Genomic DNA, 26,192 nt, shown 5'->3' on the forward strand with positions numbered 1-26,192 from the left:
TTCCCATAGAGGTGAGAAAACACCTTTAACAGTCAAATTACTCAACAAATTTAGATTAAGTAACGAACTGTCCCATTAAACAAAAAACCAGTGAATTTTACAATTCACTGGTTTTTGAAATGACATTATGTATAGCGCATGGGCAGATGAACTACCCATGCGGCATAAAGCAATTAATTAATCGAATCATCCAAGTTTGGAGCTAACCAACGCTTCGCTTCATCTAAACTCCAGCCTTTACGCTGTGCGTAATCTTCAAGCTGATCTAACGAGATTTTACCCGCGTTAAAGTACTCAGAAGCAGGGTTGGCATAGTAGAAGCCGCTCACAGATGAAGGCGGCCACATTGCAAAGCTGCTCGTAAGCTGTGTGCCAATCTTTTCAGTTGAACCTAACCAGTTAAACAGTGTCGCTTTTTCAGAGTGTTCAGGGCAAGCAGGGTAGCCTGGTGCAGGACGAATACCCACATATTTCTCTTTAATTAGCTCTTCATTGCTCAGTTGCTCATTCGGCTGATAGCCCCAGAATTCTTTACGAATACGCTCATGCAAATGTTCTGCAAACGCTTCTGCAAAACGGTCACCCAAAGACTGCACCAAAATGGCAGAATAGTCATCGCCTTTGGCTTTAAACTCATTGGCCATTTCTTCCGCACCAAAAATCGACACGGTAAAGCCGCCCAAGTAATCTTGCCCTTGCTCTGTAGTTGCGACAAAGTCTGCCAAAGACAAGTTTGGTTTACCTGTGACTTTGTCTGACTGTTGGCGAATATGATGGAAGGTATGCGTTACTTGATCACGTGCTGCATCATACACCTGTACCGAATCTGCCGCAGAACGGTTAGCAGGATAAATCCCAAATACTGCACGTGCATCAAAGCGATTATTTGCAATAATATCTTTGAGCATAGCTTGCGCTTGGTTATATAAGTCGGTTGCAGCTTCGCCCACGACTTCATCTTCCAGAATTTTGGGGAATTTGCCTGCCAAACTCCAAGAAATAAAGAATGGTGTCCAGTCAAAGTATGGTAACAAGGTTTCAAGTGGGTAATTGGTTAGCACTTGTGTACCAATCAAGTTTGGTACTGCAGGTGTATAGTTGTCCCAATCAATTTTTAAACCATTGTCGATGGCTTCTGCATACGACAATTTCGCGGCTTTCGGTTGCTTGTTGGCAATACGTTCACGAATTTTAGCGTATTCGGCACGATGCTCTGCAACAAAAGCAGGTTTCATTTCAGGGGAGAGTAAGGTTGTTGCAACACCAACGGCACGCGAAGCATCGGCAACATAAATCACTGCATCGTTTGAGAACTGTGGATCAATTTTAACCGCAGTGTGTGCTTTAGATGTAGTTGCGCCACCAATCAACAATGGAATGTTAAAGCCTTTACGCTGCATTTCTTTAGCAACAAAAACCATTTCATCTAAAGATGGGGTAATTAAACCAGACAAGCCAATAATATCGACTTTTTCATCAATGGCGGTTTGCAGGATTTTTTCTGCAGGCACCATCACGCCTAAATCGACAATATCGTAACCATTACAACCCAAGACCACGCCAACAATGTTTTTACCAATGTCGTGTACGTCACCTTTTACCGTTGCCATCAAGACTTTACCTTTAGACTGACCTTCGGTTTTTTCAGCTTCGATGTACGGGTTGAGCCATGCAACGGCTTGTTTCATCACACGGGCAGATTTCACCACTTGTGGCAGGAACATTTTACCTGCACCAAACAAGTCACCGACCACGTTCATGCCATCCATCAACGGGCCTTCAATCACATCTAATGGACGTTTGGCTTTCAGGCGCGCTTCTTCGGTGTCTTCATTAATAAAGGTGGTGATGCCTTTAACTAAAGCGTACTCAAGACGTTTTTCGACAGATTCACTACGCCATTCTAAGTTTTCTTCGGCTTTTTGTGCGCCTGATTGACCACGATATTTTTCTGCCACTTCTAGCAGTTTTTCTGTGGCATCCTGACCGCTTTCACCTTGGTTCTGGTTCAGAATAACGGCTTCAACTGCTTCTTTCAGTTCTTTCGGGATGTCATCGTAAATTGCCAACTGACCTGCGTTGACAATCCCCATGGTCATGCCTTGCTGAATAGCGTGGTACAGGAATACCGCGTGAATGGCTTCACGTACAGGTTCGTTACCACGGAATGAGAAAGATACGTTCGATACACCGCCTGAAATCATGGCATGCGGCAGGTTTTGTTTAATCCAGCCTGTGGCTTCAATAAAATCGACTGCGTAGTTGTTGTGTTCTTCAATACCTGTCGCAACTGCAAACACGTTCGGGTCAAAAATAATGTCTTCGGCAGGGAAGCCAACATCATTGACCAAAACGTCATAAGAGCGTTTACAAATTTCGCGCTTACGTGCCACAGTATCGGCTTGTCCGACTTCGTCAAAGGCCATAACAATGACAGCTGCGCCGTATTGGCGGCAGAGGCGGGCTTTTTCGACAAACTCGTCATAACCTTCTTTTAAGGAAATAGAGTTGACAATGGCTTTACCTTGTACGCATTTCAAGCCTGCTTCAATGATTTCCCATTTAGAGGAGTCAATCATGATAGGTACGCGAGAAATATCAGGCTCAGATGCCACCAAGTTCAGGAAGTGCACCATCGCACCTTCTGAATCGAGCATGCCTTCATCCATGTTGATGTCGATGATTTGCGCACCGCTTTCTACCTGTTGACGAGCAACATCTAAGGCTTCGGCAAAGTTTTCTTCACGAATTAAACGCAGGAATTTTTTAGAACCTGTGACGTTGGTACGTTCGCCCACGTTTACAAATAAAGAGTCATCATAAATGTTAAATGGTTCTAAACCACTTAAACGGCATGCAGGTTTAATCTCTGGAATTTTACGCGGTGGAATGTCTTTTACCGCATTGTAAATCGCGCGGATATGATCAGGCGTTGTACCACAGCAACCGCCTGTAATATTGATCAAGCCGCTTTCAGCAAATTCTTTGAGGAAAGCTGCGGTTTCTTCAGGCGTTTCATCATAACCACCAAATGCGTTGGGTAAGCCCGCGTTCGGGTGTGCAGAAACAAACACATCGGCAACGTCTGAAACGGTTTTAACGTGTGGACGCATGGCATCTGCGCCCAAAGCACAGTTAAAACCAATTGAAAGTAAATCGCCATGACGTACCGAGTTCCAGAAAGCTTCTGCAGTTTGACCCGTTAAGGTACGTCCTGAAGCATCGGTAATGGTACCTGAAATCATCAACGGCAATTCACGCCCGAGCTGTTTAAACACTTCTTTGACCGCAAAAATCGCAGCTTTACAGTTTAAGGTGTCAAATACAGTTTCAATGAGCAGGATATCTGCACCACCTTCAATTAAGGCATGCGCAGCTTCAATATAGTTTTCTTTGAGTGCATCAAAGCTAATGTTACGAAATGCAGGGTCGTTTACATTTGGTGAAATTGAACAGGTACGCGATGTTGGCCCAAGTACACCTGCCACAAAACGTGGTTTGTCTGGTGTTGAATATTTTTCACAGGCAGCTTTGGCTAAACGCGCTGCTTCGCGGTTAATTTCTGGAACCAAATCTTCCATGTGATAGTCAGACATAGAAACGCGTGTGCCGTTAAAGCTGTTGGTTTCAATAATGTCTGCACCCGCATCTAAGTAGGCTTCGTGAATACCCTGAATAATGTGCGGTTGGGTCAGTACCAATAAATCATTGTTGCCTTTGAGGTCATGTGCCCAATCTGCAAAACGCTCACCACGATAATCGGCTTCTTCCAATTGATGGCGTTGAATCATAGTACCCATAGCACCATCGATAATTAAAATTCTTTGGGCAAGAAGCGCTTTCAGGGTGGTAAGCGTGGACATAAAAAACCCTTTATGACTGAATCCGAAATGAGCGCTATTTTAGCAGAGTTCGCACGGCTTTCGTGCACTTGAAGCGACCAGAGAGAGTGGAAGTCGTAAAAATAGTGCATAAAGCAGTATTTTTAGGATTTTGCTGTAGCTTTTGAACCTAAATAAAAGTTGTGATGAGGAACATTCTAATTTTGATTTTACTTTGATGCGTCATCGCTTTGTCATATTGCTCAGGCAAAATTGGCTCACGGTGAATTTTGTCTGACACTTTAGGCAAATATGACAAAGGTGTAACAATCTAAATTTGAGAGAATGGCATAAGAAAAGTAGGTTTATTTATTCTAAGTGTTTAAATTTAAAAGTTAATTTTAATTTTATGCACAAAAAATACAGCTTAAAGTGTGAAAATAAAGTATGAAAGTTGCTTTATATAACAGCTCTTTGTCATATAATTGTCACAATTTAATTGAACAATAAGGGGATTTTAAATCCTCTTTTCTGCTTGCATGAATTCTAATCCAACTCCTGTAGATTCAGCACACAAGTCGACCACTAAATCGACCAATGTTCATGTGCCTACACCGAAATTTTTTATGCCGGTGTTTTTAACGATCATCGTTTCTACCCTTATTTATATTGGTTTCCAATTGTCTGCGGACTTATCCCACGTGCCTGCGCTGAGTATGTACTCGGTGATTTTATTGGCGACCGCTTTATTCATTGCCTTAGGCTTTGAATTTGTGAATGGTTTCCACGACACAGCCAACGCAGTGGCAACGGTCATTTATACTAATGCCTTGTCTGCACCTGTGGCAGTAATGTGGGCGGGTTTCTGTAACTTCCTTGGGGTGATGGTCGCCAGTGGTGCAGTTGCCTACGGTATTATTGCCTTACTTCCAGTCGAACTAATTATGAATGTCGGTTCAGGCGCAGGCTTTGCCATGGTTTTTGCCATGTTGATTGCCGCGATTGTCTGGAACTTGGGAACGTGGTACTTCGGTATTCCTGCTTCAAGTTCGCACACTTTAATCGGTTCGATTTTAGGTGTGGGGATTATGAACTACTTGATTAACTCAGGTGCGGGTGCAAGTGGTGTAGATATGGAACAAGTCATGAAAGTGGGCAAGGCTTTATTGTTCTCGCCACTGATTGGTTTTGCTTTTGCTGCGATTTTGTTCTTCTTGGTGAAAAAAATCTTCAAGAAACAAATGGAGTTGTTCCAGCCACCTGAAGGCAATAAGCCACCACCACCACTGATTCGTGCCATTCTAATTTTTACTTGTACTGGGGTAAGTTTTGCGCATGGTTCAAACGATGGTCAAAAAGGCATGGGTTTAATCATGTTGATTTTGATCGGGATTGTACCGTTGGCGTACTCGTTAAATAAAGAGTTAGACCAAAACCACATTCAATCGTTCCAACAGCTTTCAACGCAAACAGCTGATGTGATTTATGCACAACATGTCGATATGCCAGATGAAAAAGCACGTCAGGTCATCACTAGCTATATTCAGACCAAAGAAATTACCCCTGAAGTCGTGCCTGCTTTGGCAAGCTTAACTGACCATTTGGGTGAGCGTGTGGGTCAATATGGCAACTTGAAAGATGTGCCTGAAGCTGAAGTAGCAGAAATGCGTAATGATATGTATTTAAGCACGACTTCATTCAAGCGTTTAGACAAAGCCAATGCCTTGCCTGAAATGTCGGAAGAACAGAAAAAAGTGGTTAAAAGCTACCGCAGCCATTTAGATTCATTCTTACAATACATTCCAACTTGGGTCAAAGTTGCCGTTGCCTTAGCACTAGGCTTGGGTACGATGGTCGGCTGGAAACGTATTGTGGTGACTGTTGGTGAACGTATCGGTAAGCAGCACATGACTTATGGTCAAGGTATGTCTGCCGAGCTTGTGGCAATGTCAACTATTGCTGCTGCAGATGGTTTGGGGATGCCAGTTTCAACTACACACGTACTGAACAGTGCGGTGGCAGGTACCATGGTGGCAAATAAATCGGGTCTGAATTTCCAAATGGTGCGTACAATTCTTTCGGCTTGGATTTTCACTTTACCTGCGACAATTTGTTTATCGGGTAGCTTGTTCTGGTTGTTCTTAAAAGTGTTTTAATCCATTCTCAACTTTTTTGAGTGGTTGAAAAAAGCGCTGTGATGATACAGCGCTTTTTTTATACCTGCAGATCAGTCTAGAGAAATATTTGCAGGCAAGTTTTTGAATAGATAGATTAGCGGTTTACATTACTTTTTAAATTTTTGGATGACTTTGTCCAGTGGTAATTTATCTGCAGCAAAGCCATAGAGCGCAGCGAAAGGTAGGGCCGTTCGTGCCAAATACGCCACGCGCCACAATCCACCATGGTTCGCACCTTCCATCATCAATTCGAGCGGATGCTCAAGTTTCACTTCAGGATTGGCTGCCGAGTTTGGATTGCGTAAGTCATGAATCCACAATGCCGCCATAATCGCATTGGTGGTTTCAGGGCTAAATGCTTCAACATCAAACAAACTTGCGCCACTAAATGCTGCTTTGAGTAATGGATTTTTGGTCACAGAGTGTGTGGTGGTCGAAGGTGCAATATTGATGCTGACATGCTGTCCTTGATGACGCGCTAAAATTGCACGCCATTGCTGGATGCGTTTTGCTAAAGCATAGTTTGGCCCTTGTTCAACCACCAAACAGTCGGCAATACCATAATGTTGACCATTGTCTGAAGCAATTAAATTATGCAGATTCTTTTGGAAGAAATGACTGCGTGAAATGGTTTCAATACTTTTGGTGAGTAGCTTTTGCCCTTGTGAACGCTGCTGAAACTTCTCTGCCGATGCGCTAATCACTTCTTCAGGAACGGCATAAACATCGGTTGGGGTACACATAAACATAAGGCTGCTATCAGCTTTGTGTTCGCTGACATATTGCATAATGGCATCCATCGCCATCGCAACACGCACGTGTTTTTCACCATCTAAATAGGCAATGGCTGCTAAATCTAGCGTTTCAGGTTTTTGAGCTAACCATTGTGCAATTTCTGGGGTTTGTGTCAGTAGATTTGCACCCAACTGTTCTGTTAAAATATCAAGTGGGGTATCTGCCGCGAGTTGTGTTGTACTGGGTGCATATAAGGTGGCATTGCCTTGTTGCACAGTGCTTAAAATTTTATTCCACACACGGCTATTTGGTAAATCGACTGCAATAATATTGGCTTTCCATTTGGCTAACCATGTGAGTGGCCCTGCTTCTGAAGCTGCACCAAATAGCACCATGTTACGGTCAGACAAATCAAACCATTCAGGATGCGCCATTGCAGCATTTAACGCTTCGGCATGACTTGGTTCAATAATGCCTGCTGCTAGCCAAATTGCAATTTGATCTAGTAGAGCTTGACCTTGTAACTTTTGCCCACGATACGGCACATACCATTCGGGTGCTGCTTGGCTGCTGCCTTGTAATTTAAAGGTATGTAAAGTTTCAGTAGGCAAGAGCATGACATCTTTCAGCACATATTTTTGCTCATGACGATAAAACTCAAAACTTTGATGCGCTTTTCTTAAACCATCTTCTGCAATTTGAATTGCGTTAGCTTGTTCACGAATACCATTGGTCACGAGGGCTTTAAAGTATTTTGGATAGTGTTTACGCCAGTTTTTTTCTGCCAAAGCATCGACTGAGCTTTGATGATCGACTGTGGCTAAGGCTTCGGCAATAATTTGTTTGCCCGTGCTTGAGGTGCTGGGTTTATGATTTTCTGGATGAATTGGAAACTGTAAGCCATCGTAAGAAGTGGACATGCAAAAACTCGCAAACTAAATTGAAATTAATATACAGATGTATACATTATCTATGCCAAGTTGCGATATGGGGTAGCAAAAACTACCAAAATTGAGTGAAATTTGAATAAAAAAACCTTCACGAAGTGTAAAGGTTTTTAATGTGAATGAAATGTTGTTGAGATTTAAAGGTTAGTGTTTAAATGTCTAGGTTCGAATCATAAATGAGTCTGATGCTGTATCAACAATGTTTTATTCACTCAGACCAACAGCTTAACAACGTCCTTTTTTCGCCTGACCTGGAGGACAAAAATCACCATCACCATGCGGATGTTGGTGTGGATAATAGCCTTTCGGGTAGATCGTGCGGTCAGGATCAATCACCACACTGCCTTCAGGGGTATGTACGGCACAGGCGCTTAATCCTAGACTGAGTAACAGGGCGCTTAGAAGTGCAAACTTTTTCATGGCTGACTCCTGATTGCTTGATAGTTTTAGTCTTTATATTCTTAGTATAAGTGCTTGTCGAGTAACTGCATGTTATTTGTTGTGTGCTTTATGCTGTATTGGATCATTCAGATGCTTTCATCAATCAAAAATACTTATCAGCAGTTCATAAAATGACGATTGAAAGTCGTTTTTCCCAATGAGAGAGGCTGAAGATGAGAGGCAATAAATGATGGTGTTAAGCGGATTTATGAAAGCAGTCTATTGACGGATTTGAAAATTCTTTAAAGTAGCAACGACTCAGTGGTAGATGTACCGAGTCGTTATAGTTTCAAAAGTTAAAACGGCAGTTGCGCCAGTTTATTCAGGAAGTGAGGCAAGATGCGTGGTTCAATTAAAATAGTCACAATCACACCATAGGCCGCACCCCATAAATGCGCACTGTGATTAATATTGGAATTGCCGCGTTTACCCGACCAAATGCTATACGCTACATACAGTATTGCAAAAATAATGGCAGGCACTGGAATAAAGAACACGAAAATCAACTTCCACGGCTCAAACAAAATATAGGCAAACAACACCGCAGATACAGCACCAGATGCGCCTAAGCTGGCCCAACGATGGTCATTTTTATGCTTTAAATAACTTGGAATAATCGCGGCGATTAAACCACCCAAATAGAATAAAACAAAGCCTAAATCATAGACGTATTGGCGATAAAAACTTTCAATAATGCTGCCAAAGAAAAACAGGGTAATCATATTGAACAGCAAATGCGCACCATCGGCATGCACAAAACCATGGGTAATGAAGCGGTCATATTGACCACGTTGCATAGCAGGCGGCCAAAAAATCAGACGATTCATTAATTCTTGTTTGGAAAACGCCAACATAGACACAATGACCGTAATAATGATAATGGTCACGGTATGATTAAAAGGTAAATCGAGCATAAACGCCTATTCTTTTACTTGAATTCTGCTGTAATAATGCATCAAAACTGAGTTTGAGTCGAACTTTAGGAATAAATCCGACAATTTTGGTTGATTTTTTTTTATTCCCCCGCATCTTCAGTTAAAATAGCCACTTCAGCTTGAGGAAATTATTGTTATGTCGACTGAGAACAGCAGCACAGCAGTTGTAGATGAAATTCCAAACTTATTGATTACGCCAACTGCTCAAGAGTATTTGAAGGATTTATTGGCAAAGCAAAATACACCGGGTATTGGTGTGCGTGTTTTTGTGGAAAATCCTGGTACACCGCGTGCTGAATGTTGCATGGCTTATAGTGCGCCCGATGAAGTTGTACCTACAGACTACAAACAGGAATATCCAGACTTTCCTGCATTTATTGATACGCCGTCTATTCCGTATTTATTGGATGCCGTAATTGACTACAACAAAGACCGTTTTGGTGGTCAATTGACTTTCCGTGCACCGAACTCAAAAGTGCCACGCGTAGGCCCAGATGCTTCAGTAGAAGAACGCATTACTTATGTTTTACAGTCTGAAATTAACCCAGGTTTAGCAGGGCATGGTGGTAACTGTGCTTTGGTTGAAGTGGTTGAAGATGAAGAACACGGCTTAACTGCAGTATTGAAATTTGGTGGCGGTTGCCAAGGATGTTCAGCGATTGATGTGACTTTAAAGCAAGGTGTTGAAACAACCTTGAAACAACACGTACCTGAATTGATGCGTGTGGTGGATCAGACTGACCACAGTCAATCTGAAGGTGCTTATTTTAAATAAGCTCTAAGCCTCGCTTAAAAATAACCTCCTAAATTTTAGGAGGTTATTTTTTATCTGAAATTGTCAACAGACCCTATTCATTCGTTTGTAGATTTAAAATTTGTTGTGTTTTTTCAGAATAATAAAATTCCTCTAAATAATGGCGCGCACGTTGCTTTAAATAGCCTTCAGCGATCATTTTTTGAATGACTGGATTTAACAGTTGTTGTAATTGATGTTGGACTAGCGCTTCATCAATATTTAAGTCGTGCAATAACAAATCAAAAGGTCGTGCTTGATTGCGTACATACCACGCATACACACCATCATGCACTTGCTGTTTCAAATAGTCACTTTGGCGTAAATGATCCCAAATTTCATGTCCTAAATTGACAGTTTGAGATAGGTCTTGCACTTCAATATAGTTTTTTAAAACGGAAAGTGGCAAATCTTTAATTTTGTGCCATAAATTGGCTTGGAAGTGATACAGTTTTTCCTCATCAAAATGTTGATTAAGCACCGACTCGCTCATTTGAGTCAGCTTCTGCACATTTTTTTGCAAATAATGCTGAATGGTCTGGTCTAAATTGGTATCGGTAACGCTTTCCAAAACCGATTTACCCATTTTCATAAAACGCGATACGCCAGGCACGCTTTTGGCGATCACCGAATTATCCATATAATCCTGAATGGAATGTTGAATGAGTTGGGTAATCATGGCGGCAAAGGCAGGATTATTCACCACGGCTTTAATCAAACGCTGACGATGTCCACTTTTACTTGCAACATATTGTGCAATTTTGTCGATGGTCAGCACAGGTATCACATCGGCAATTTTACTGCTGTCATTAACAGGGTGTACCAGTGCAAAACGAATATGCTCAGCAATTTGTTCCACTAAAAATGAACTGGCAGGTGTATTTAAAATTTGATGTTGAATCAGTTGATGAATGGCTTCAGATGTCCATAAATCTTGTAAGCTTTGTTTGCGAAACCATTGGTAAAACTGCATAAATTCAGTTTGTACCATTTCACTTTGGTTAAATTCTTGATCTAAAAAATCAAGCTGAGCTTCAATTAGTTGCTCAATGATGGGATGTTTCTGCATGAAGGTTTTATATAATAATTAATTTAGAGGAATCAGTTTATCAGCAAGTGGGTTTTTTAGGTTCTGAGTTTTAGCCAGAAACGGCAAATAATATTGTGCGACTTGTTTTTCAGCTTCCAATAACGGCATGTGTCCAACATTATTAAGAATCACAGGTGTTTCGGCGCGTTTGAGTAAAGATTGTAATTCCTTCGCCACTTCAACATTAATAATGCGATCTTGCTTACCCCATAAAATCAGGGTCGGTGCTTCAATTGATCCTGCTAAACGTGCAAATGAGTCTGGAGTATAAATACGGTTGAGTTTGACAATTTGCTCAATTGCTTTACGGGTTTGTTCTGAGCGAGAAATCAGGACTTCTTCTTGCGCATGTTGAATTTGTGAGGTCATGGCAGGCGGGCTTTGCATGATTTGTTTGGCGACGTCGGCTAAATCGCCATGTTTGCTCACAATTAAGTCATTTAAAGATAATGGATTTTTGGTGTAAGGCGTATTAGCAAGTTTATAAATGCCTGCACTATTGAGTAAAAATAAACTTTGCGTATCAAAAGGATATTGCGAGGCATACACGGTTGCAATTGAGCCGCCTAAAGAATGTCCTGCCACGTGTAAGTTTTCTTCACAGTCAATTGCTTCAATAAATTGACGCAGTTGTGAAGTTACATTCGGAACTGAATTATCAAAATTGCTTGGAGTTTTGGTGTCACCGCTATTGGGTAAATCTGGAATAATCACATGATAATGTGGGGTTAAAAATTGCGCGACACGGTTCCAATTATCACGTGTGCCTGCCAAACCATGAATCAATAAAATTGTGGGTTTGCTGTGCGAGCCACCTTCGTTATAGCTCCAGACGACATCTCCAACACGAATGCTTTTAGAGCTTAGTCCTGCTTGTTTGCGCTGTTGCTGAAAATGATTTTGTAATAGTTTAAGTTCAGTTGCGTTGCTGTTACTGGCGTTATTGTTTTTTGTGAAGGTATATGGATTGGGCGCAGCGCTTTGCACAAGGCAAGATGTACTTAGTCCCAAAGCCAATAAAGTCGTATGTAGATAACGTGATCGAATAAATTTCATCATGAAAACGTCTTCCCCTGACGAACCCAAAACAGGCTCCAATAATGATAGGCACTAGCTCTTAGGTCTAATTGCACAAGTGTATTCTGTCTATTGTAGGCGTTTAAAAATGAAAGTCATCCCTTGCTTTTTTGATCAAAGCTTTGAAATTGGTAGAAAATGTGACCTATCTCAATAAAAAGTGAAAAAATTTATAACAAAAATGAATAAAGAAAAGCGCAGCTGCATATTTTTTTGCAAGTGACATTCATAAAAACTGGCTTTAGAATATCGCAACTTCAAAGATCGGTGGTAAATCAAGAATGCTAACAGCTCAAGAAGCTTTAGAACGTCTTAAACAAGGAAACCAACGTTTTGTTTCTGGTGATACCAGACATCCGAAGCAATTGTCGCACCAACAGCGTGCAGAAATGGCAGAAGACCAAAATCCATTTGCCATTATTTTAGGATGTTCAGATTCACGTGTTCCTGCAGAAATGGTATTTGACCAAGGATTGGGTGATCTTTTTGTAATTCGTGTTGCGGGCAACGTGGTTGCGCCATCACAGGTAGGTAGTGTTGAATTTGCGGCAGAGCGTTATGACTGTGCTGTGGTTGTTGTCTTAGGACACAGTCACTGTGGTGCAATTCAAGCGACAATTGATACTTTAATGTGCCCAGACTGTCCACCATCGGCAAATTTAATGTCGATTGTGAACCGTGTTCGCCCTTCAGTTGAAACCTTAATGCAGACTGAACTGAAAAATGATTTGGCGAAATTGTCTAAGCATGCAGTACGTTCCAATGTATTTGCATCGGTAAATCAATTGCGTCATGGTTCAGCAGTTTTAGAAAACCTGATTGAACAAGGTCAGTTGAAAGTAGTCGGTGCAGAATATTCACTGGAAACAGGTGAAGTGGTTTTTTTTGATTTTTAATCCGAACCGCACAGCAATTAGATTTTCCTCAAAGGCGCTTTATAAAGCGCCTTTGATATATGGATAAGCATTATTTAGCAAAATAGGCTGAGCTTTGGCATTTGGATGAATTAAATCTTTTTGCATCAATTGCTTATTGCCCGCAATACCTTCCATAAAAAATGGCAGTAATTTGACTTTATATTGCTGACTCACCACTTTATAGTTATTTTCAAATGCTTTGCTATACGCCGAGCCGTAATTTGGCGGCATTTTCATCCCAAAAATCACCACTTTCGCTTTGGCTTTTTGGCTATGCTGAATTAAGTTCGCTAAATTTTTTTGAATCATTTGTGGTGGTTGTCCACGTAAGCCATCATTCCCGCCTAACTCAATGACTACAACGTCTGGACGATGGGTCTGCAGCAATTTAGGCAGACGCGCCAAAGCACCACTGGTGGTTTCGCCACTGACACTTGCATTGACCACTTTATGCTGTTTCGGATACTGTTGTTCTAAACGTTTTTGCAATAAGTGAACCCAACCTTGTTGTGGTTGTATGCCGTAACCTGCACTTAAGCTGTCACCTACAATCATAATGGTTTTTGCAGATACCACGAATGGGCTGAAACATAGTCCGAGCAGCAACACACGCGGGAAGACACGACTAGTTAGATTGCGATTTTGCATAATGGGAAACGTATGACTCAAAACACTAAAGAATCTAATATCATGCCACAAACGATTATTTCTGCCCAAAATTTGACACAAAAGATACAACTTGCACAAAAACAATTGACCATTTTTGAGAATTTAAACTTCGATATTCAGGAAGGTGAACAAGTGGCCATTACAGGTCGTTCGGGTTCAGGAAAATCGACCTTATTGGGTATTTTGGCAACATTAGATCAGGCCAGCAGTGGAAAATTGGTGGTATGTGGTGAGTCAATTGCAGAATTAAACGAAGAACAACGTGCAGAAGTTCGTTTAAAGCATATTGGTTTTGTGTTCCAGTCATTTCAGTTATTGCCGCATTTGACGGCACTGGAAAATGTGATGTTGCCACTACGTTTGCAGGAAAAATTTAAATATGCAGAGGCAGAACAAAAAGCCCTCAACTTGCTGAAACGTGTGGGTTTAGAACGACAAGCACAGCAAACGCCGAAAGTGCTTTCGGGAGGTGAGCAACAACGTGTCGCCATTGCACGCGCTTTAATTCGTGAACCTAAAATTATTTTTGCCGATGAACCGACAGGAAACTTGGATGGGGAAACTGCAACTGAAATTGAGCAATTGTTATTTGAGTTGAACCGCGAGTTGGGCACAACTTTGGTGTTAGTCACGCATGACCCGAAACTGGCGGCACAATGTCAGCGTCACTATGCCTTAATTGATGGGCAATTGGTTGAGCAATTTGCAGCTAAGCCAACTGCTGCCATAACAGGAGGATGAAATGAACGCATTATTTCATCCGCTGTTAAAGCAGAGTTTTAAAAGCAGTGGTGTATATTTACTGATTATTGCGCTGACTTTAGCGATTAGTGCGACCACGGCCTTAAAGTTTAGCAATGAACAAATTCAAAATGCGGTAGCGTTGCAAGCGGCAGAAATGTTGGCGGGTGATTTAGTCCTGAGCGACAATGAACCCATTGCACAAGACTGGCAGGATCAGGCGACTGCACATCAGTTACAACAGTCGCATGTGACTGTATTTAGTTCGATGGCACATACTCAAGCGCAATTTGTGATGGTGAATGTCAAAGCGATTGAGCACAATTTTCCGTTACGTGGTGAATTGAGGGTGAGTCCTGCAGCGGACAAGATTCAATCTGGTGAAATTTGGCTCAGCCAACGTGCCATGGATTTGCTTCACGTTAAACTTGGTGAAACGGTGAATATTGCCGATGCAGCATTTACCGTGACTGCCAAAATTGAACATGATTCTAATCAGGAACTCGGTTTTTCAGGTTTTTCGCCGACAGTAATTATTTCACAGGCCGATGTGGCACGTACCCACGCGATTCAAGTGGGTAGCCGCATAGATTACCGTTTGTTGTTGGCAGGCAGCGCCAAAGATACACAAAATTTTGAGCAGTATTTTAAAACACATACACAACAGCCTGCACAGGCACAGCAAACGGCCAGCCCTGAACAAAACTTTGAAGAACAAAGTAGTTTAAGACTACGCAATGCCAGTGAAGGCAATACTCGCTTAATGCGCCCCATTGCCAATTTAGATACCTTTTTACAGTTAGCGAATATCCTGACCATTTTATTGTGTGGGATTGCGATTGGTTTGACCAGTCAGCGCTATGTGCAACAAAATCAGGATCATATCGCCTTATTACGTTGTATTGGTGCAAGTAAACGACAAATTTTAGCCGCTTATTTGGCTTTGCTTGCTTTGGTCTTAATTATCGCTATGGGCATTGGCAGTATTTTGGGCGTGACGTTGGGCTATGCTTTGTTGCAAATCATGCTGCAACTGATTCCGCACCTGGAAATTCAATTTTCAGCCATGGCAATGTTGCTTGGGCCATTGCCAATCGCCATGCTGACCAGTGCTGTGGTGTTGTTGGGTTTTGTGCTGCCTAATTTATTGCAATTGCTGAATACCGCACCGATTCGCGTGATTCGCCAACAAGACAAAAGCATGCGCGCTTGGTGGTGGATGTTGCTTACAGGGACGCTAAGTCTAATCGTATTTTGTGTGGTCTTGACCGAAAGTTTAGTGCTTAGTACATGGGTGATTGGTGCGATTATTGCGCTGTGCGTATTGCTGTATGGAGTGGTGTGGAGTTTATTAAAATTATTGCGTCATTCTAAAGGCAGACTCGCAGCGTATATTCGTGCGCCTGCTGTCACGGCATTTCAAATTACTGCATTGGCTTTAGGATTAAGTTTAATTACGGTACTTGCAGTGTTGCGTACCGACCTGCTAGATCGTTGGCAGCAGCAATTGCCCGAAGGAACACCCAATCAGTTTGTTTACGGCTTGCCACCGTTTGATATGCCTGAGTTTCAACAACAATTAACGCAGCAGCAGTGGCACAGCACGCCACTTTATCCAAATATACGCGGGCGTTTGGTCGCCAAAAATGATCAACCTTTTGCCGACGCCTTAATTCAGCAAAGCAATACGTTAAGACGCGAACTCAACCTGACACAGTCTGACCGTTATCCTGCCGATAATATCATTGTAAATGGGCAAGCCAATTTCAGTGCAGTGGGACAAGTGTCAGTAGAAGCAGATACGGCTGCCGAGTTGGGCATTCAAATTGGTGATCGACTCAGTTTTAGTTTGCCTGAAGGCATACTTGAAGCCGAAGTGATTAATCTGCGTACGGTGGAGTGGGAAAGCTTTAGTCCAAATTTTTTCTTTATTTTTTCACCGCACACTATGGATGAAAATGCAGGCAGTTATTTGGGCAGTTTCTATGTGCCTGAAGCAGATAAACCGAAACTAATTCAATTGATTCAGCAATTTGCCAACACAGTGTTTATTGATGTCAGCCTAATTTTGGATGAAATTAAACGCATTGTGAATGTGTTGGTGCAGATCATCACCATTTTAGCCATTTTGGTGAGTGTGTCTGGGCTGTTGGTATTAATCGCGTGTTTAAACTTGCTGATGGATGAGCGCAAACGCGAAGTCGCATTACTGCGTTCTTTTGGTAGTTCTAAACAAAAACTCAAACGTATGTTGAGTCTGGAAATCGGTTTTATGGGCTTTATAGCGGGAATAGTGGCGTGTTTATTTGCCGAAGTCATTAGTGCTGTTGCCAGTTACCGCATGGATTTAATGCTGCAACCACATTGGGAAATCTGGCTGATTTTGCCTGTATTTATGACCGTGCTGTGTGCCTTGATTGGACGTTATCGTTTAAGTTATTTATGCGATATTCCGCCACTGCAAAGTTTAAGGGAGATGAATCAGTCCTGATTCATCTCTAGTTGATGTTGTTTTACTTGCTGTAAAGGTTGATTGTTCAACCCAGACTGCGTTGCATCATGCTAAGCAGTTCTTGCCAAAGGGGTTGAATTGGAGCAAGCAGTTTATGGCAATACCAGTAAAATGCAGCACAACCCAATGGTGCAAGGAGCATCGCAAAACTGTTCACTAAGTTACTGTGTTTGCTGCGTTGTCCAAGGTACCAAATGATTGTCATGGCTGCGCCCATGAGCATGCCGCCAATATGTGCAGCATTATTAATGCCACTGATCATAAAGCCCATACCTAAGTTCAGTGCCATCACCATCACCAAAGTCTTGCCATCCAACAGAAATTTTTGGCGAGGTAATTGGGGCAATAACGCCAATACCGTCAGTGCAGCTCCAAGTCCCATCACTGCACCCGATGCACCTGCACCCACGCTAGGTAACAGCTTTGGATTAGCGACACCTTGTTCGAGCAGGGTATAGCTGTCTTGAATGCTGACATAGCCACTAAGCAGGCTACCCATCAAACCTGCGCAAACATATAACACTATAAAATAGACACGCCCAAACAACTGTTCACTGACGCTGCCAAAAATATACAAGGCCCACATATTTAACATTAAATGTACTAAACCGAAATGAAAAAACATGCTGCTGAACAGGCGAATGGGTTCCGCCAAAAAGGTTAAAGGTGCATAATCAGCACCCCAGCGTATTGCATCTTGCGGGCTAGGATTGCTAATGTTCATGCCGTTGAGCACTTGCCATGCAAACAAAGCCACGTTTATTGCAATCAGGGCTGCGGTAATCCACCACAGGTGAATTTCAACTTTATTGTTGCGCAGGTTTGGGGGATGTTGGGACATATATTTGAATATTGTGTCGTAGTGATCAATCTAAGCTTAACACGAAAAAATAACGCTTCAGGAGCCATGCACCAAGATGAAAGCTTTTTTTATACGAACTTTGTTAATTCTTGTCAGTGTGGTGCTTTTGGTTCAATTATGGATTTTTAGCAGCTTGGTGTGGTGGCGTACGCAGCCTGTGCAATCGACCATGATGATGCGTTTGGATTATTGGGCTGAACCGAGTAAGCCTATACAACATCAATGGCGCGACTATGACCAACTCAGTGATAATTTAAAGCGAGCTGTGGTGACTGCCGAAGATGGCAAATTTATGCAACATCATGGCTTTGACTGGGAAGGTATTCAAACTGCGCTGGAACGGAACAAAGATGAAGGCAAGGTTGTTGCAGGTGGTTCCACAATTTCTCAGCAGCTCGCCAAGAATTTGTTTTTATACAATAAGCGATCTTTTTTGCGTAAAGGGCAAGAAGTTGTGGCGACATGGATGATGGAACGCATGTGGTCAAAGCAGCGTATTTTAGAGGTCTATCTCAACTCGGTAGAATTTGGCGATAATATTTATGGTGCCGAAGCTGCGGCACAGCATTATTTTGGCAAAAGTGCAAAAAGTTTAAGCCGTGATCAAGCAATTTTCTTGGCTGCGATTTTAACCAATCCAAAATATTTTCAGGAACATCGTAATGCGGGGGCATTAAAAGCCCGTAAACAGATGGTGCAGCGCTATATGCGTTATGCGGAAATTCCCTAAATTGAGCGAAAACAAACTATAAAATGTGAAAATATCCACAAAGCCTAATTTTTTAGGCTTTTTTTATGAAAATGTCACAAAATTGAAGCATACTTGTAGCAGTGCCAAACATTTTAAAAAAGCATAGGTGGGTATGAATACGGCAACAGGCGCGACTCCTGCGCAAACAGAATATACATATAATGATCGCTACATTAACCGCGAACTGTCTATTTTAGATTTCCATTTGCGCGTGCTTGAGCAAGCTGTCGATCCGTTGCATCCTTTGTTGGAACGCATGAACTTCCTGCTGATTTTTTCACGTAACTTGGATGAGTTTTTTGAAATTCGTGTTGCGGGCATGATGGAACAATTGGACTTGGGCAATGAAAGCCGTAGTCCAGATGGTTTAACCCCTAAGCAGGTGTTAGATCAAATTTCTAAAACAGCACATGCTGCTATTGAACGCCAGTACCGTATTTTAAATCAGGAAATTTTGCCAAAATTACGTGAAGAAGACATTTGTTTCTTACGTCGTGGTGAATTAACCCCTGCACAATCGGCATGGGTGAAAAAATATTTCCAAGAGCAAGTTGCCCCTGTATTAACCCCAATTAGCCTAGACCCTGCACATCCATTTCCACGTTTGGTCAATAAAAGTCTGAATTTTATTGTGACTTTAGAAGGGAAAGATGCTTTTGGTCGTCAAATTGATTTGGCGGTTGTTCCTGCACCACGTTCATTACCACGTGTAGTTCGTTTACCCGATGAACTTACAGGCGGTAAAGAGCACCACGTCATGCTTTCAGCAATTATTCATGAGCATGTGTCTGACTTATTCCCGGGCATGACTGCGACTGGATGCTATCAATTCCGTGTGACCCGTAATGCAGATTTGGCGTTAAATGAAGATGTAGAAGACTTGGCCAAAGCCCTAAAAGGCGAATTAAACTCACGCCGTTTTGGTCGTGCGGTACGTTTAGAAGTAACGCACAACTGCCCGAAAGCCATTTATGATTATTTGCTAGATGAGTTCGATCTTGAAGAAGAACAACTTTATAAAGTAGATGGCCCAGTGAACTTGGCGCGTTTATTGTCTAATTTTAAACGTCCACATTTACGTTATGATTCACATACACCCGCCATTCCAAAGGTGTTAAAAAAGTCTGAAAATATTTTTTCAGCGATGCAAAAGCAAGACATTTTATTACACCATCCGTTTGAATCTTTTGCACCCGTGATTAACTTGCTGCGTGAAGCTGCACGTGATCCACAAGTCTTGGCAATCAAACAAACTTTATATCGTAGTGGCGCAGATTCTGAAATTGTACAAGTGCTTGCAGAGGCTGCACGAAACGGTAAAGAAGTGACTGCGGTGATTGAACTGCGTGCACGTTTTGATGAAGAATCTAACATTGCTGTGGCTAACGTGTTGCAAGAAGCGGGCGCTGTGGTTGTGTACGGTATTGTGGGGTATAAAACCCACGCCAAAATGATTTTGGTGGTGCGCCGTGAAAATAATAAATTGGTGCGTTATGTACATTTAGGCACAGGTAACTACCACGCAGGCAATGCGCGTATTTATACCGACTATGGTTTACTGACCACAGACAAAGAGCTGTGTGAAGATGTGCATCGTATTTTCCAAGAGCTAACAGGCATGGGTAAAATGGCAAAACTGAAAAAGTTGTTGCATGCACCATTTACCCTGCACGCACAGTTGGTGAATTATATTGATGAAGAAATTGCCAATGCTAAAGCAGGTAAGCCCGCACAAATTATTGTGAAAGTGAATGCACTGACTGAAATGCAATTGATCAATAAATTGTACGAGGCGTCTCAGGCGGGTGTGCAAATTGATCTCATCATCCGTTCAATTTGCTGCTTGCGCCCAGGTTTGCCAGGCTTATCGGAAAATATCCGTGTGCGTTCGATTGTCGGACGTTTCCTTGAACATACCCGTGTCTATTATTTCTCTAATAATGGCAATCCACGTATTTATTGTTCAAGTGCTGACTGGATGGATCGTAACTTATTTAACCGTGTTGAAGCGTGTTTCCCAATTGAAGATCCTGCCTTGAAAAAGCGTATTTATGAGCAAGGTTTATTGACCTACATGCAAGACAATCAACAGGCGTGGTTGTTGCAGGGTGATGGAACTTGGGTGCGTGTAAAAGCAGCTGAGGGTGAAGAGCCACACAATGCGCAGCGTATACTGACCGATAGTATTGTTTAGTTTAAAGCATTTATAACAGGTAAAAAGAGCGATGCCAGACATCGCTCTTTTTTGTTTCTAATATTTATTTAAGACTTATATTTTTGATTGATATTTATTGATCAATAATTTAAGAAAAACAGCACATCGCATCATCCGCATTCATAATTTTGCGATAAATACTTTTCACATAACCATGCACCAGTTGTTCTGAAGCATTCAGGTTGGCAGCAACTTGTTGTGAAGGTAAACCTTGTCCTGAAAGCGCCAATATTTCATGTTCAGTTTTAGAGAGTGCCAAAGAATGACCATGTGCGACAATGGATTGTTCGCAGGCTAAGATTTCATTGGCTAAGTTGCCGTCTAGCGGTGAGCCGCCACGTAAAATGGTGCGAATCTGGTTTTGCATGCCTGTTGCAGATTGGTCGCTAAAGACATAGGCTGAAATGCCTAAATGAATAGCTTGTAGCAATTGTTTTGGCATACTTGAAGGCAGCACCGCCACAATTAAGGTATCTTTACGGAAAAGTTTGAGATTTTGGATAAAATCAATTTGAGCTTTTGACCAAGACTGTAAATTGATAAATACCAAATTAGGCAAATGTTGCTGCACCATCAGCACTGCATTTGCGAGCGATGGGCTGCAAAGTAGAACCTCTTTAGGGTAGCCAAAATTTTGTAAAATGTGGCTTAAATTTTGTGATGCTTCTACCTGATCATCAATCAGCAGAACAGGCACAGGTAAAATGAGATCTCTGTGAATCATGACAAATACTCCTGTGCTGTTCTATAAATAATTTTGATAAATAGATTGTGCGTGATATTGCTGTAACTGAATATCCTTAAATATAGTGATTTTTATATAAAAAGGGTAAATATAAGTAATTGTTGCTGAATATGTTTTTTTGAAATGTGTTGAAAACGTGAGTAATGTAACTCGATACCGTTCTTTCGTTCAGTGGTAAGAGTGAATTGTTGAATTTGTGATAAATCTCACATTTTAAAACTTATTCATATTTATAAGTCACTTAAATCATAGTGAACTGCAAAAACAATACGCATTTTTGAACGAAAAATAAAAAAGGAGCCATGTTGGCTCCTTAATGAAATGTTGGATCGTGTGTCTAAATTTAGACTGCGTTTTGAGTGATTTTCTGTAAAATCTGCAGCAAAACGTCAAATTCACTTTGTAATGGCGTGCTTTTACGCGTCACTAAAGCCAAAGTACGGCTTGGTGCAGCCTCAATACTTTTGATCTGTAAATCTGGATTCGATTTGATCATGGCATTATGAATTGCAATTTCAGGCAATAGGGTAAAGCCTAAATTTGCAGACACCATTTCAACCAAGGTCGGCAAAGAGCTGGCTTTTAAACGATGATCGTTTTTGCGTTCACCAATCGGGCAAGCACTTAAAGTGTGATCACGTAAGCAATGACCTTCTTCAAGCAGCATTAAACGCGATAAATCCAAATCATCTAAAGAATTGGCCTGCGCCGATTTTTGATCGCCCTTGTGATAAACCAAGAACAAATCTTCTTTAGAAATTTCAGACACTTTCAAACCACGCGTATCGAATGGCAGGGCTAACACCACCATATCTAAATTGCCGTGTTCCAGTTTTTCGACAATTTTTTCACTTTGCGCTTCGTGTAAATGCAATTGAATTTTAGGTAGCTGCTTATGCACTTCATCTAACAGTTGCGCCAAAATAAATGGGGCAATGGTTGGAATCACGCCTAAGTGTAAATCACCTGTGAGAGGCTCACTCATTTCACGGCTTAAACGCATTAAGTCCTGTGCATCTGCTAACAGAACACGGGCGCGTGCTACGACTTGTTCACCCAATGGGGTTAAACGTACATTCTGTCGATCACGTTCTACCAGTACGCCGCCAAGCAGGCGCTCCAGTTCCATGATCCCGCCAGACAAAGTCGACTGAGTTACAAAAGAACGGCGAGCCGCTTCTGTAAAATGTAACGTTTCAGACAGTGTAACGAGGTATGACAGCTGTCTTAAAGATGGTAATGCAGCCATAGTGTCCTAATGATTATGATTTAAAGTGGTGAGCAAACAGTTCGCTAAGATGAGGAATAAAGTGTGGAGGAATATCATGCCCCATTCCTTTGATTAATTCAAACTTAGCGCCCGGAATCGCTTTCGCAACAGCCTTACCATGCCCTGGTGGGAGCAAACGATCTTGCGAACCATGTACCACAAGGGTAGGTTGCTGAATTTGTTTGTCCAGTTGTAGCAACGAGCCTGTACATAATATTGCTAAAAACTGTTGAAGTACACCCGCAGGGTAATAACTTCGCTGATATAATTTGCGTGCAGTTTGCATCGCTTCGAGTTGATTCACATAGCCTGGTGAGCCTATCACCTTAAAGAGTTTTAAACTATGATCAACAATGCCATTTTCATCTTGCGATTTTGGTCTTTCTAGCAAACTGAACAGTTGTTTCGGAAATGGTGGTGGTAAAAAAGGCTGGTTATTACTGGTAAATAATAAGCCTAAATTATTCACGCGATCTGCATATTTGGCAGCCAAAATTTGGGCAATCATGCCGCCCATAGAAGCACCAATCACTTCGGTCTTTTCAATGCCTAAGCGCTCTAATAGCAATGCAGCATCATCCGCCATATCAAATAAGTTATAAGGCGCACCGTGGTTTTGCAGACCTAAGCTAAAACGCCCCATCATTTTATAGGTGTTCAGACGTGGACCTTTGTGGCGAATTTTGGATGACAAACCAATATCGCGGTTGTCATAGCGAATGACACGATAGCCCTGATCAATCAGTGATTTACAAAAGAAATCGGGCCAGTACAACATTTGTGCGCCTAAACCCATAATCAGCAAAATAGGTGGATCTTCAGTTTTGCCGCCCACTTCGACATGCAGCTGAATTCCGTTGCCTAAATCGACTTTGGTTTCGTGCATAAATGCCGTATAGGGCGATGTGGTGAACTGAAGTGCACTATTCATGTTGTGATCCTCATGTCAGGCAAGGGCGAAATCAATCGCCCTTTATTGTTTTTATTTTATTCCGATACAGGCAATAAGTCTGGCACTAATTTGGTCAAACTCAAGCGTTGTTTGGCCGCTGTTGTGCCTAATAGGACAAAGCCACGTAAGGTATCGGTTTGGTCATAGGCTCTGGCAATCATGCCATCGTCAAATTCTTCGGTATGCCAGTTGACATCTACCCCTAGTGGCGCAGGTAAAACGGTCAGTGGTGCAGCAGGTGTTTTCACTGCAACAGGCATGGCAGGGTAGTGTACCTGAGTAGTTTCACCATTTAAGGTTTTGGCTAAGGCACGTGCTTGCTGCATGATTGGCATCACATACGGCAATAAAATACCATTCACTTCCGCACAGTCACCTACTGCATAGATATCAGCTTGGCTGGTTTCAAGTTGCGCATTGGTTAAGACCCCACGACTGGTTTCGATGCCTGCTGTTTTAGCCAAAGCAATGTTTGGTTGTAAACCAATGGCAGACAGTACCACATCGGCAATTAAAGACTGACCACTGGTAATGGTCACTAAATAGTCGTCATTTTTAATTTTCGAAACTTTTTCAACGGTTGTACCCAATACAAAATGGATACCCGTTTCTTCTAGGTTTTGTTTAAAAGCACTGGCTACATAATCCGGCAATAAACGACCTAGTGGTTGTGGTGCAAGGTCAATCACCGTGACTTGGTGTCCTGTTTGCTGCAAGTCATTGGCAAATTCACAACCAATTAAACCTGCACCTAAAATCACCACACGTTTGTCTTGACGTTGTTCAAGCTGTTGGCGAAATGCGGTGTAATCACTTAAATTATTTACCACATGAATGTCATCACTGCCATCGCCCGCAATGGCTAAACGTACAGGATTCGCACCCACTGCCAAAACCAATTTAGAATAAGGTTGTTGGCTGCTTACACCCTCTTTTTCTAATTCAAGTACATGCGCTTCTGCATCAATTGCTTTAACCCAAGTGTGGGTTTCAATACGCATATTGAGTTGGCTTGCCATTTTAGCTGCATCGCCCAATGCAATTTGAGCAGGGGCTTTATTGCCCGCCAATGCGTTAGATAAAGTTGGTTTGGCATAATTGGCAGCATCATCTGCACAAATCATGACTAACTCTTGTTCTGCATTTAGCTTACGAAACTCGCGTGCAACAGTATAACCTGCCATGCCTGAACCAATAATAACGATAGGATGCATAAGGTGAACTCCAAATGAGGGCATAGAAATTGGCGTTAAAAAAAGACCATCGGACATGGTCTTTTCGTGGTCTTAAACTTCAATCATTTCAAAATCAGCTTTTGAAACGCCGCAGTCTGGGCAAGTCCAGTCATCAGGAATATCTTCCCATAATGTACCTGCCACAATACCATCTTGAGGCCAGCCTTCTGCTTCGTCATAAATCCATCCACAAACGATGCATTGATACTTTTTCATTCAATTCTCCATAAACCGATCTTTAAATTTCCAGATCAGCAAAAAACTTATCTACGACTAGTTGTATGATATATCTATTTGATTAAATTTTTACGCAGTTATACGGCTAAAGTAAAGTAAATAAGCGATTTTAATCTGTGCTTTTATAGAATGAATAGCTGCATGGGACATAACCGCGCAGAAAAGACCTCTTTTGATATAGATACGGCATTGTAATGAGAGAATGGCTGCAGGAAAAATCACGTTTTTATGCGTTTAAATGCCATTTAAGACCTTGGTCGTACAGTAAAAGTCTTATATTTTTGCTATTTTATTATGGAATAAATATATATTAATATTTTTAAGTATATTAAAGTTTATAAAAATCAAAACCTTGTAGTGTTTTGATGCGTGATTGATGGCAGTCTTGCCGATTCGATCACTAGCCTTATGTGAAAATAAACGGTAAAATTCAACCATTCTTTAGTCACATTTCTGATCTTCCATGAGCAATTTGTCTACTTTTTTGTGGTCGCATATTCGTACAGTTCCTCATTTTCCAAAACCAGGCGTAGATTTTTATGATTTAACGCCTTTGTTTATGAATAATTTGGATTCATTAACAGATGCTTTAATTGCCAGCATTCCTGCAGAAAAATTAGCTGAAGTTGAAAGCTTTATTGCAGTAGAAGCACGTGGTTTTGTATTGGCGAGCCTTTTGGCACAGCGTACAGGCAAAGGTTTGGTACTTGTGCGTAAAGCAGGTAAATTGCCACCACCAGTTGTGGGTGTGGGTTATAGCTTAGAATACGGTTTAGACCGTTTAGAAATGGCTGCCGATGTGCAAGCGCAAAAAGTCATTATTGTAGATGATGTATTGGCGACAGGTGGCACTTTAAAAGCAGTGAAACAATTGGCTGAAAAATGTAATCATCAAGTTTTAGGTGCAAGCATTTTCCTAGACTTACCAGATTTACACAAAAATTTAGGTTTAGATATTTGGTCCGTATTGGACAATAAATCTAAACCAGAACAAGCAGTGGCTTAATCCTTTTAAGTTATTGTAACTGCTGTAAAAAAGCCTGATCTCCATAGTTGTGATCAGGCTTTTT

General features: G+C 41.7%; 21 protein-coding genes. 8 read left to right on the forward strand and 13 right to left on the reverse strand.

Going from position 1 to position 26,192, the window contains the following annotated elements; translation table 11 throughout:
- Positions 1 to 173: 173 nt before the first annotated feature.
- A complete protein-coding gene (gene metH / locus FTU09_RS01725; protein ID WP_180079457.1) occupies positions 174 to 3,863 on the reverse strand; it encodes a methionine synthase in 3,690 nt (1,229 codons plus the stop codon).
- A gap of 497 nt (positions 3,864 to 4,360) precedes the next feature.
- On the opposite strand from metH, the gene FTU09_RS01730 reads away from it, so the two are divergent.
- Positions 4,361 to 5,977, forward strand: a complete 1,617-nt coding sequence (locus tag FTU09_RS01730; RefSeq protein ID WP_154320948.1) for an inorganic phosphate transporter — start codon at positions 4,361 to 4,363, stop codon at positions 5,975 to 5,977.
- A gap of 128 nt (positions 5,978 to 6,105) precedes the next feature.
- On the opposite strand, the gene FTU09_RS01735 is transcribed toward FTU09_RS01730, so the two are convergent.
- From FTU09_RS01735 to FTU09_RS01745, 3 genes are all read right to left on the reverse strand, one after another.
- On the reverse strand, positions 6,106 to 7,653 hold the full coding sequence (locus tag FTU09_RS01735) for a hypothetical protein (RefSeq protein WP_004972044.1): 1,548 nt from the start codon (positions 7,651 to 7,653) through the stop codon (positions 6,106 to 6,108).
- A 252-nt stretch (positions 7,654 to 7,905) separates the two neighbouring features.
- Positions 7,906 to 8,100: a hypothetical protein gene (locus FTU09_RS01740; protein ID WP_004972042.1), complete on the reverse strand. Its 195-nt coding sequence runs from the start codon at positions 8,098 to 8,100 to the stop codon at positions 7,906 to 7,908.
- A gap of 317 nt (positions 8,101 to 8,417) precedes the next feature.
- On the reverse strand, positions 8,418 to 9,035 hold the full coding sequence (locus FTU09_RS01745; protein ID WP_004972041.1) for a rhomboid family intramembrane serine protease: 618 nt from the start codon (positions 9,033 to 9,035) through the stop codon (positions 8,418 to 8,420).
- Between the two features lie 157 nt (positions 9,036 to 9,192).
- Here FTU09_RS01745 and nfuA point away from each other — a divergent pair, with 157 nt between their 5' ends.
- Entirely contained in the window at positions 9,193 to 9,831 is a 639-nt protein-coding gene (nfuA, locus tag FTU09_RS01750; RefSeq protein ID WP_096900978.1) for a Fe-S biogenesis protein NfuA, read from the forward strand.
- 73 nt (positions 9,832 to 9,904) lie between these two features.
- Here nfuA and FTU09_RS01755 read toward each other — a convergent pair whose 3' ends face one another.
- Together FTU09_RS01755 and FTU09_RS01760 are read right to left on the reverse strand one after the other, a co-directional pair.
- Positions 9,905 to 10,918, reverse strand: a complete 1,014-nt coding sequence (locus FTU09_RS01755; RefSeq protein WP_179990800.1) for a hypothetical protein — start codon at positions 10,916 to 10,918, stop codon at positions 9,905 to 9,907.
- An 18-nt stretch (positions 10,919 to 10,936) separates the two neighbouring features.
- A complete protein-coding gene (locus FTU09_RS01760) occupies positions 10,937 to 11,998 on the reverse strand; it encodes an alpha/beta fold hydrolase (RefSeq protein ID WP_026438298.1) in 1,062 nt (353 codons plus the stop codon).
- 299 nt (positions 11,999 to 12,297) lie between these two features.
- On the opposite strand from FTU09_RS01760, the gene FTU09_RS01765 reads away from it, so the two are divergent.
- Positions 12,298 to 12,912 (forward strand): carbonic anhydrase, encoded by a 615-nt coding sequence (locus FTU09_RS01765; protein ID WP_004972031.1) that lies wholly within the window; start codon positions 12,298 to 12,300, stop codon positions 12,910 to 12,912.
- 39 nt (positions 12,913 to 12,951) lie between these two features.
- Here FTU09_RS01765 and FTU09_RS01770 read toward each other — a convergent pair whose 3' ends face one another.
- Positions 12,952 to 13,581 carry an arylesterase gene (locus FTU09_RS01770; RefSeq protein ID WP_004972029.1) on the reverse strand — a complete coding sequence of 210 codons (630 nt, stop codon included), beginning with the start codon at positions 13,579 to 13,581 and terminating at the stop codon, positions 12,952 to 12,954.
- A gap of 12 nt (positions 13,582 to 13,593) precedes the next feature.
- Between FTU09_RS01770 and FTU09_RS01775 the strand changes: the two genes are divergently transcribed.
- Together FTU09_RS01775 and FTU09_RS01780 are read left to right on the forward strand one after the other, a co-directional pair.
- Complete coding sequence (locus tag FTU09_RS01775; protein ID WP_004972026.1) at positions 13,594 to 14,343, forward strand: ABC transporter ATP-binding protein; 750 nt, start codon at positions 13,594 to 13,596, stop codon at positions 14,341 to 14,343.
- 1 nt (position 14,344) lies between these two features.
- Positions 14,345 to 16,834: an ABC transporter permease gene (locus FTU09_RS01780; RefSeq protein WP_004972024.1), complete on the forward strand. Its 2,490-nt coding sequence runs from the start codon at positions 14,345 to 14,347 to the stop codon at positions 16,832 to 16,834.
- 46 nt (positions 16,835 to 16,880) lie between these two features.
- On the opposite strand, the gene FTU09_RS01785 is transcribed toward FTU09_RS01780, so the two are convergent.
- Entirely contained in the window at positions 16,881 to 17,696 is an 816-nt protein-coding gene (locus tag FTU09_RS01785; RefSeq protein ID WP_096900974.1) for a rhomboid family intramembrane serine protease, read from the reverse strand.
- A 76-nt stretch (positions 17,697 to 17,772) separates the two neighbouring features.
- Here FTU09_RS01785 and mtgA point away from each other — a divergent pair, with 76 nt between their 5' ends.
- Entirely contained in the window at positions 17,773 to 18,447 is a 675-nt protein-coding gene (gene mtgA, locus FTU09_RS01790; RefSeq protein WP_004972019.1) for a monofunctional biosynthetic peptidoglycan transglycosylase, read from the forward strand.
- Positions 18,448 to 18,580: 133 nt separating this feature from the next.
- Entirely contained in the window at positions 18,581 to 20,662 is a 2,082-nt protein-coding gene (gene ppk1 / locus FTU09_RS01795) for a polyphosphate kinase 1 (RefSeq protein ID WP_096900973.1), read from the forward strand.
- 109 nt (positions 20,663 to 20,771) lie between these two features.
- On the opposite strand, the gene FTU09_RS01800 is transcribed toward ppk1, so the two are convergent.
- From FTU09_RS01800 to rubA, 5 genes are all read right to left on the reverse strand, one after another.
- The gene (locus FTU09_RS01800) at positions 20,772 to 21,407 is read right to left on the reverse strand and encodes a LuxR C-terminal-related transcriptional regulator (protein ID WP_004972014.1); all 636 of its coding nucleotides are present in this window, start codon (positions 21,405 to 21,407) and stop codon (positions 20,772 to 20,774) included.
- Positions 21,408 to 21,771: 364 nt separating this feature from the next.
- Complete coding sequence (gene oxyR, locus FTU09_RS01805) at positions 21,772 to 22,677, reverse strand: LysR family transcriptional regulator OxyR (protein ID WP_179990801.1); 906 nt, start codon at positions 22,675 to 22,677, stop codon at positions 21,772 to 21,774.
- Positions 22,678 to 22,690: 13 nt separating this feature from the next.
- Positions 22,691 to 23,629 carry an alpha/beta fold hydrolase gene (locus FTU09_RS01810; RefSeq protein ID WP_154320942.1) on the reverse strand — a complete coding sequence of 313 codons (939 nt, stop codon included), beginning with the start codon at positions 23,627 to 23,629 and terminating at the stop codon, positions 22,691 to 22,693.
- A gap of 56 nt (positions 23,630 to 23,685) precedes the next feature.
- On the reverse strand, positions 23,686 to 24,864 hold the full coding sequence (locus FTU09_RS01815; RefSeq protein WP_154320941.1) for an FAD-dependent oxidoreductase: 1,179 nt from the start codon (positions 24,862 to 24,864) through the stop codon (positions 23,686 to 23,688).
- A gap of 72 nt (positions 24,865 to 24,936) precedes the next feature.
- Complete coding sequence (rubA, locus tag FTU09_RS01820; protein ID WP_004972007.1) at positions 24,937 to 25,101, reverse strand: rubredoxin RubA; 165 nt, start codon at positions 25,099 to 25,101, stop codon at positions 24,937 to 24,939.
- A 484-nt stretch (positions 25,102 to 25,585) separates the two neighbouring features.
- Between rubA and FTU09_RS01825 the strand changes: the two genes are divergently transcribed.
- Positions 25,586 to 26,128 (forward strand): adenine phosphoribosyltransferase, encoded by a 543-nt coding sequence (locus FTU09_RS01825; protein ID WP_004972003.1) that lies wholly within the window; start codon positions 25,586 to 25,588, stop codon positions 26,126 to 26,128.
- Positions 26,129 to 26,192 lie beyond the last annotated feature (64 nt).

It is taken from the genome of Acinetobacter sp. YH12058 (genome assembly GCF_013419805.1).
Lineage (GTDB): Bacteria > Pseudomonadota > Gammaproteobacteria > Pseudomonadales > Moraxellaceae > Acinetobacter > Acinetobacter towneri.

Coding starts and splice junctions, on each gene's coding strand:
- metH (WP_180079457.1), bottom strand. CDS start 3,863: ATGTCCACGCTTACCACCCTGAAAGCGCTTCTTGCCCAAAGAATTTTA.
- FTU09_RS01730 (WP_154320948.1), top strand. CDS start 4,361: ATGAATTCTAATCCAACTCCTGTAGATTCAGCACACAAGTCGACCACT.
- FTU09_RS01735 (WP_004972044.1), bottom strand. CDS start 7,653: ATGTCCACTTCTTACGATGGCTTACAGTTTCCAATTCATCCAGAAAAT.
- FTU09_RS01740 (WP_004972042.1), bottom strand. CDS start 8,100: ATGAAAAAGTTTGCACTTCTAAGCGCCCTGTTACTCAGTCTAGGATTA.
- FTU09_RS01745 (WP_004972041.1), bottom strand. CDS start 9,035: ATGCTCGATTTACCTTTTAATCATACCGTGACCATTATCATTATTACG.
- nfuA (WP_096900978.1), top strand. CDS start 9,193: ATGTCGACTGAGAACAGCAGCACAGCAGTTGTAGATGAAATTCCAAAC.
- FTU09_RS01755 (WP_179990800.1), bottom strand. CDS start 10,918: ATGCAGAAACATCCCATCATTGAGCAACTAATTGAAGCTCAGCTTGAT.
- FTU09_RS01760 (WP_026438298.1), bottom strand. CDS start 11,998: ATGATGAAATTTATTCGATCACGTTATCTACATACGACTTTATTGGCT.
- FTU09_RS01765 (WP_004972031.1), top strand. CDS start 12,298: ATGCTAACAGCTCAAGAAGCTTTAGAACGTCTTAAACAAGGAAACCAA.
- FTU09_RS01770 (WP_004972029.1), bottom strand. CDS start 13,581: ATGCAAAATCGCAATCTAACTAGTCGTGTCTTCCCGCGTGTGTTGCTG.
- FTU09_RS01775 (WP_004972026.1), top strand. CDS start 13,594: ATGACTCAAAACACTAAAGAATCTAATATCATGCCACAAACGATTATT.
- FTU09_RS01780 (WP_004972024.1), top strand. CDS start 14,345: ATGAACGCATTATTTCATCCGCTGTTAAAGCAGAGTTTTAAAAGCAGT.
- FTU09_RS01785 (WP_096900974.1), bottom strand. CDS start 17,696: ATGTCCCAACATCCCCCAAACCTGCGCAACAATAAAGTTGAAATTCAC.
- mtgA (WP_004972019.1), top strand. CDS start 17,773: ATGAAAGCTTTTTTTATACGAACTTTGTTAATTCTTGTCAGTGTGGTG.
- ppk1 (WP_096900973.1), top strand. CDS start 18,581: ATGAATACGGCAACAGGCGCGACTCCTGCGCAAACAGAATATACATAT.
- FTU09_RS01800 (WP_004972014.1), bottom strand. CDS start 21,407: ATGATTCACAGAGATCTCATTTTACCTGTGCCTGTTCTGCTGATTGAT.
- oxyR (WP_179990801.1), bottom strand. CDS start 22,677: ATGGCTGCATTACCATCTTTAAGACAGCTGTCATACCTCGTTACACTG.
- FTU09_RS01810 (WP_154320942.1), bottom strand. CDS start 23,629: ATGAATAGTGCACTTCAGTTCACCACATCGCCCTATACGGCATTTATG.
- FTU09_RS01815 (WP_154320941.1), bottom strand. CDS start 24,864: ATGCATCCTATCGTTATTATTGGTTCAGGCATGGCAGGTTATACTGTT.
- rubA (WP_004972007.1), bottom strand. CDS start 25,101: ATGAAAAAGTATCAATGCATCGTTTGTGGATGGATTTATGACGAAGCA.
- FTU09_RS01825 (WP_004972003.1), top strand. CDS start 25,586: ATGAGCAATTTGTCTACTTTTTTGTGGTCGCATATTCGTACAGTTCCT.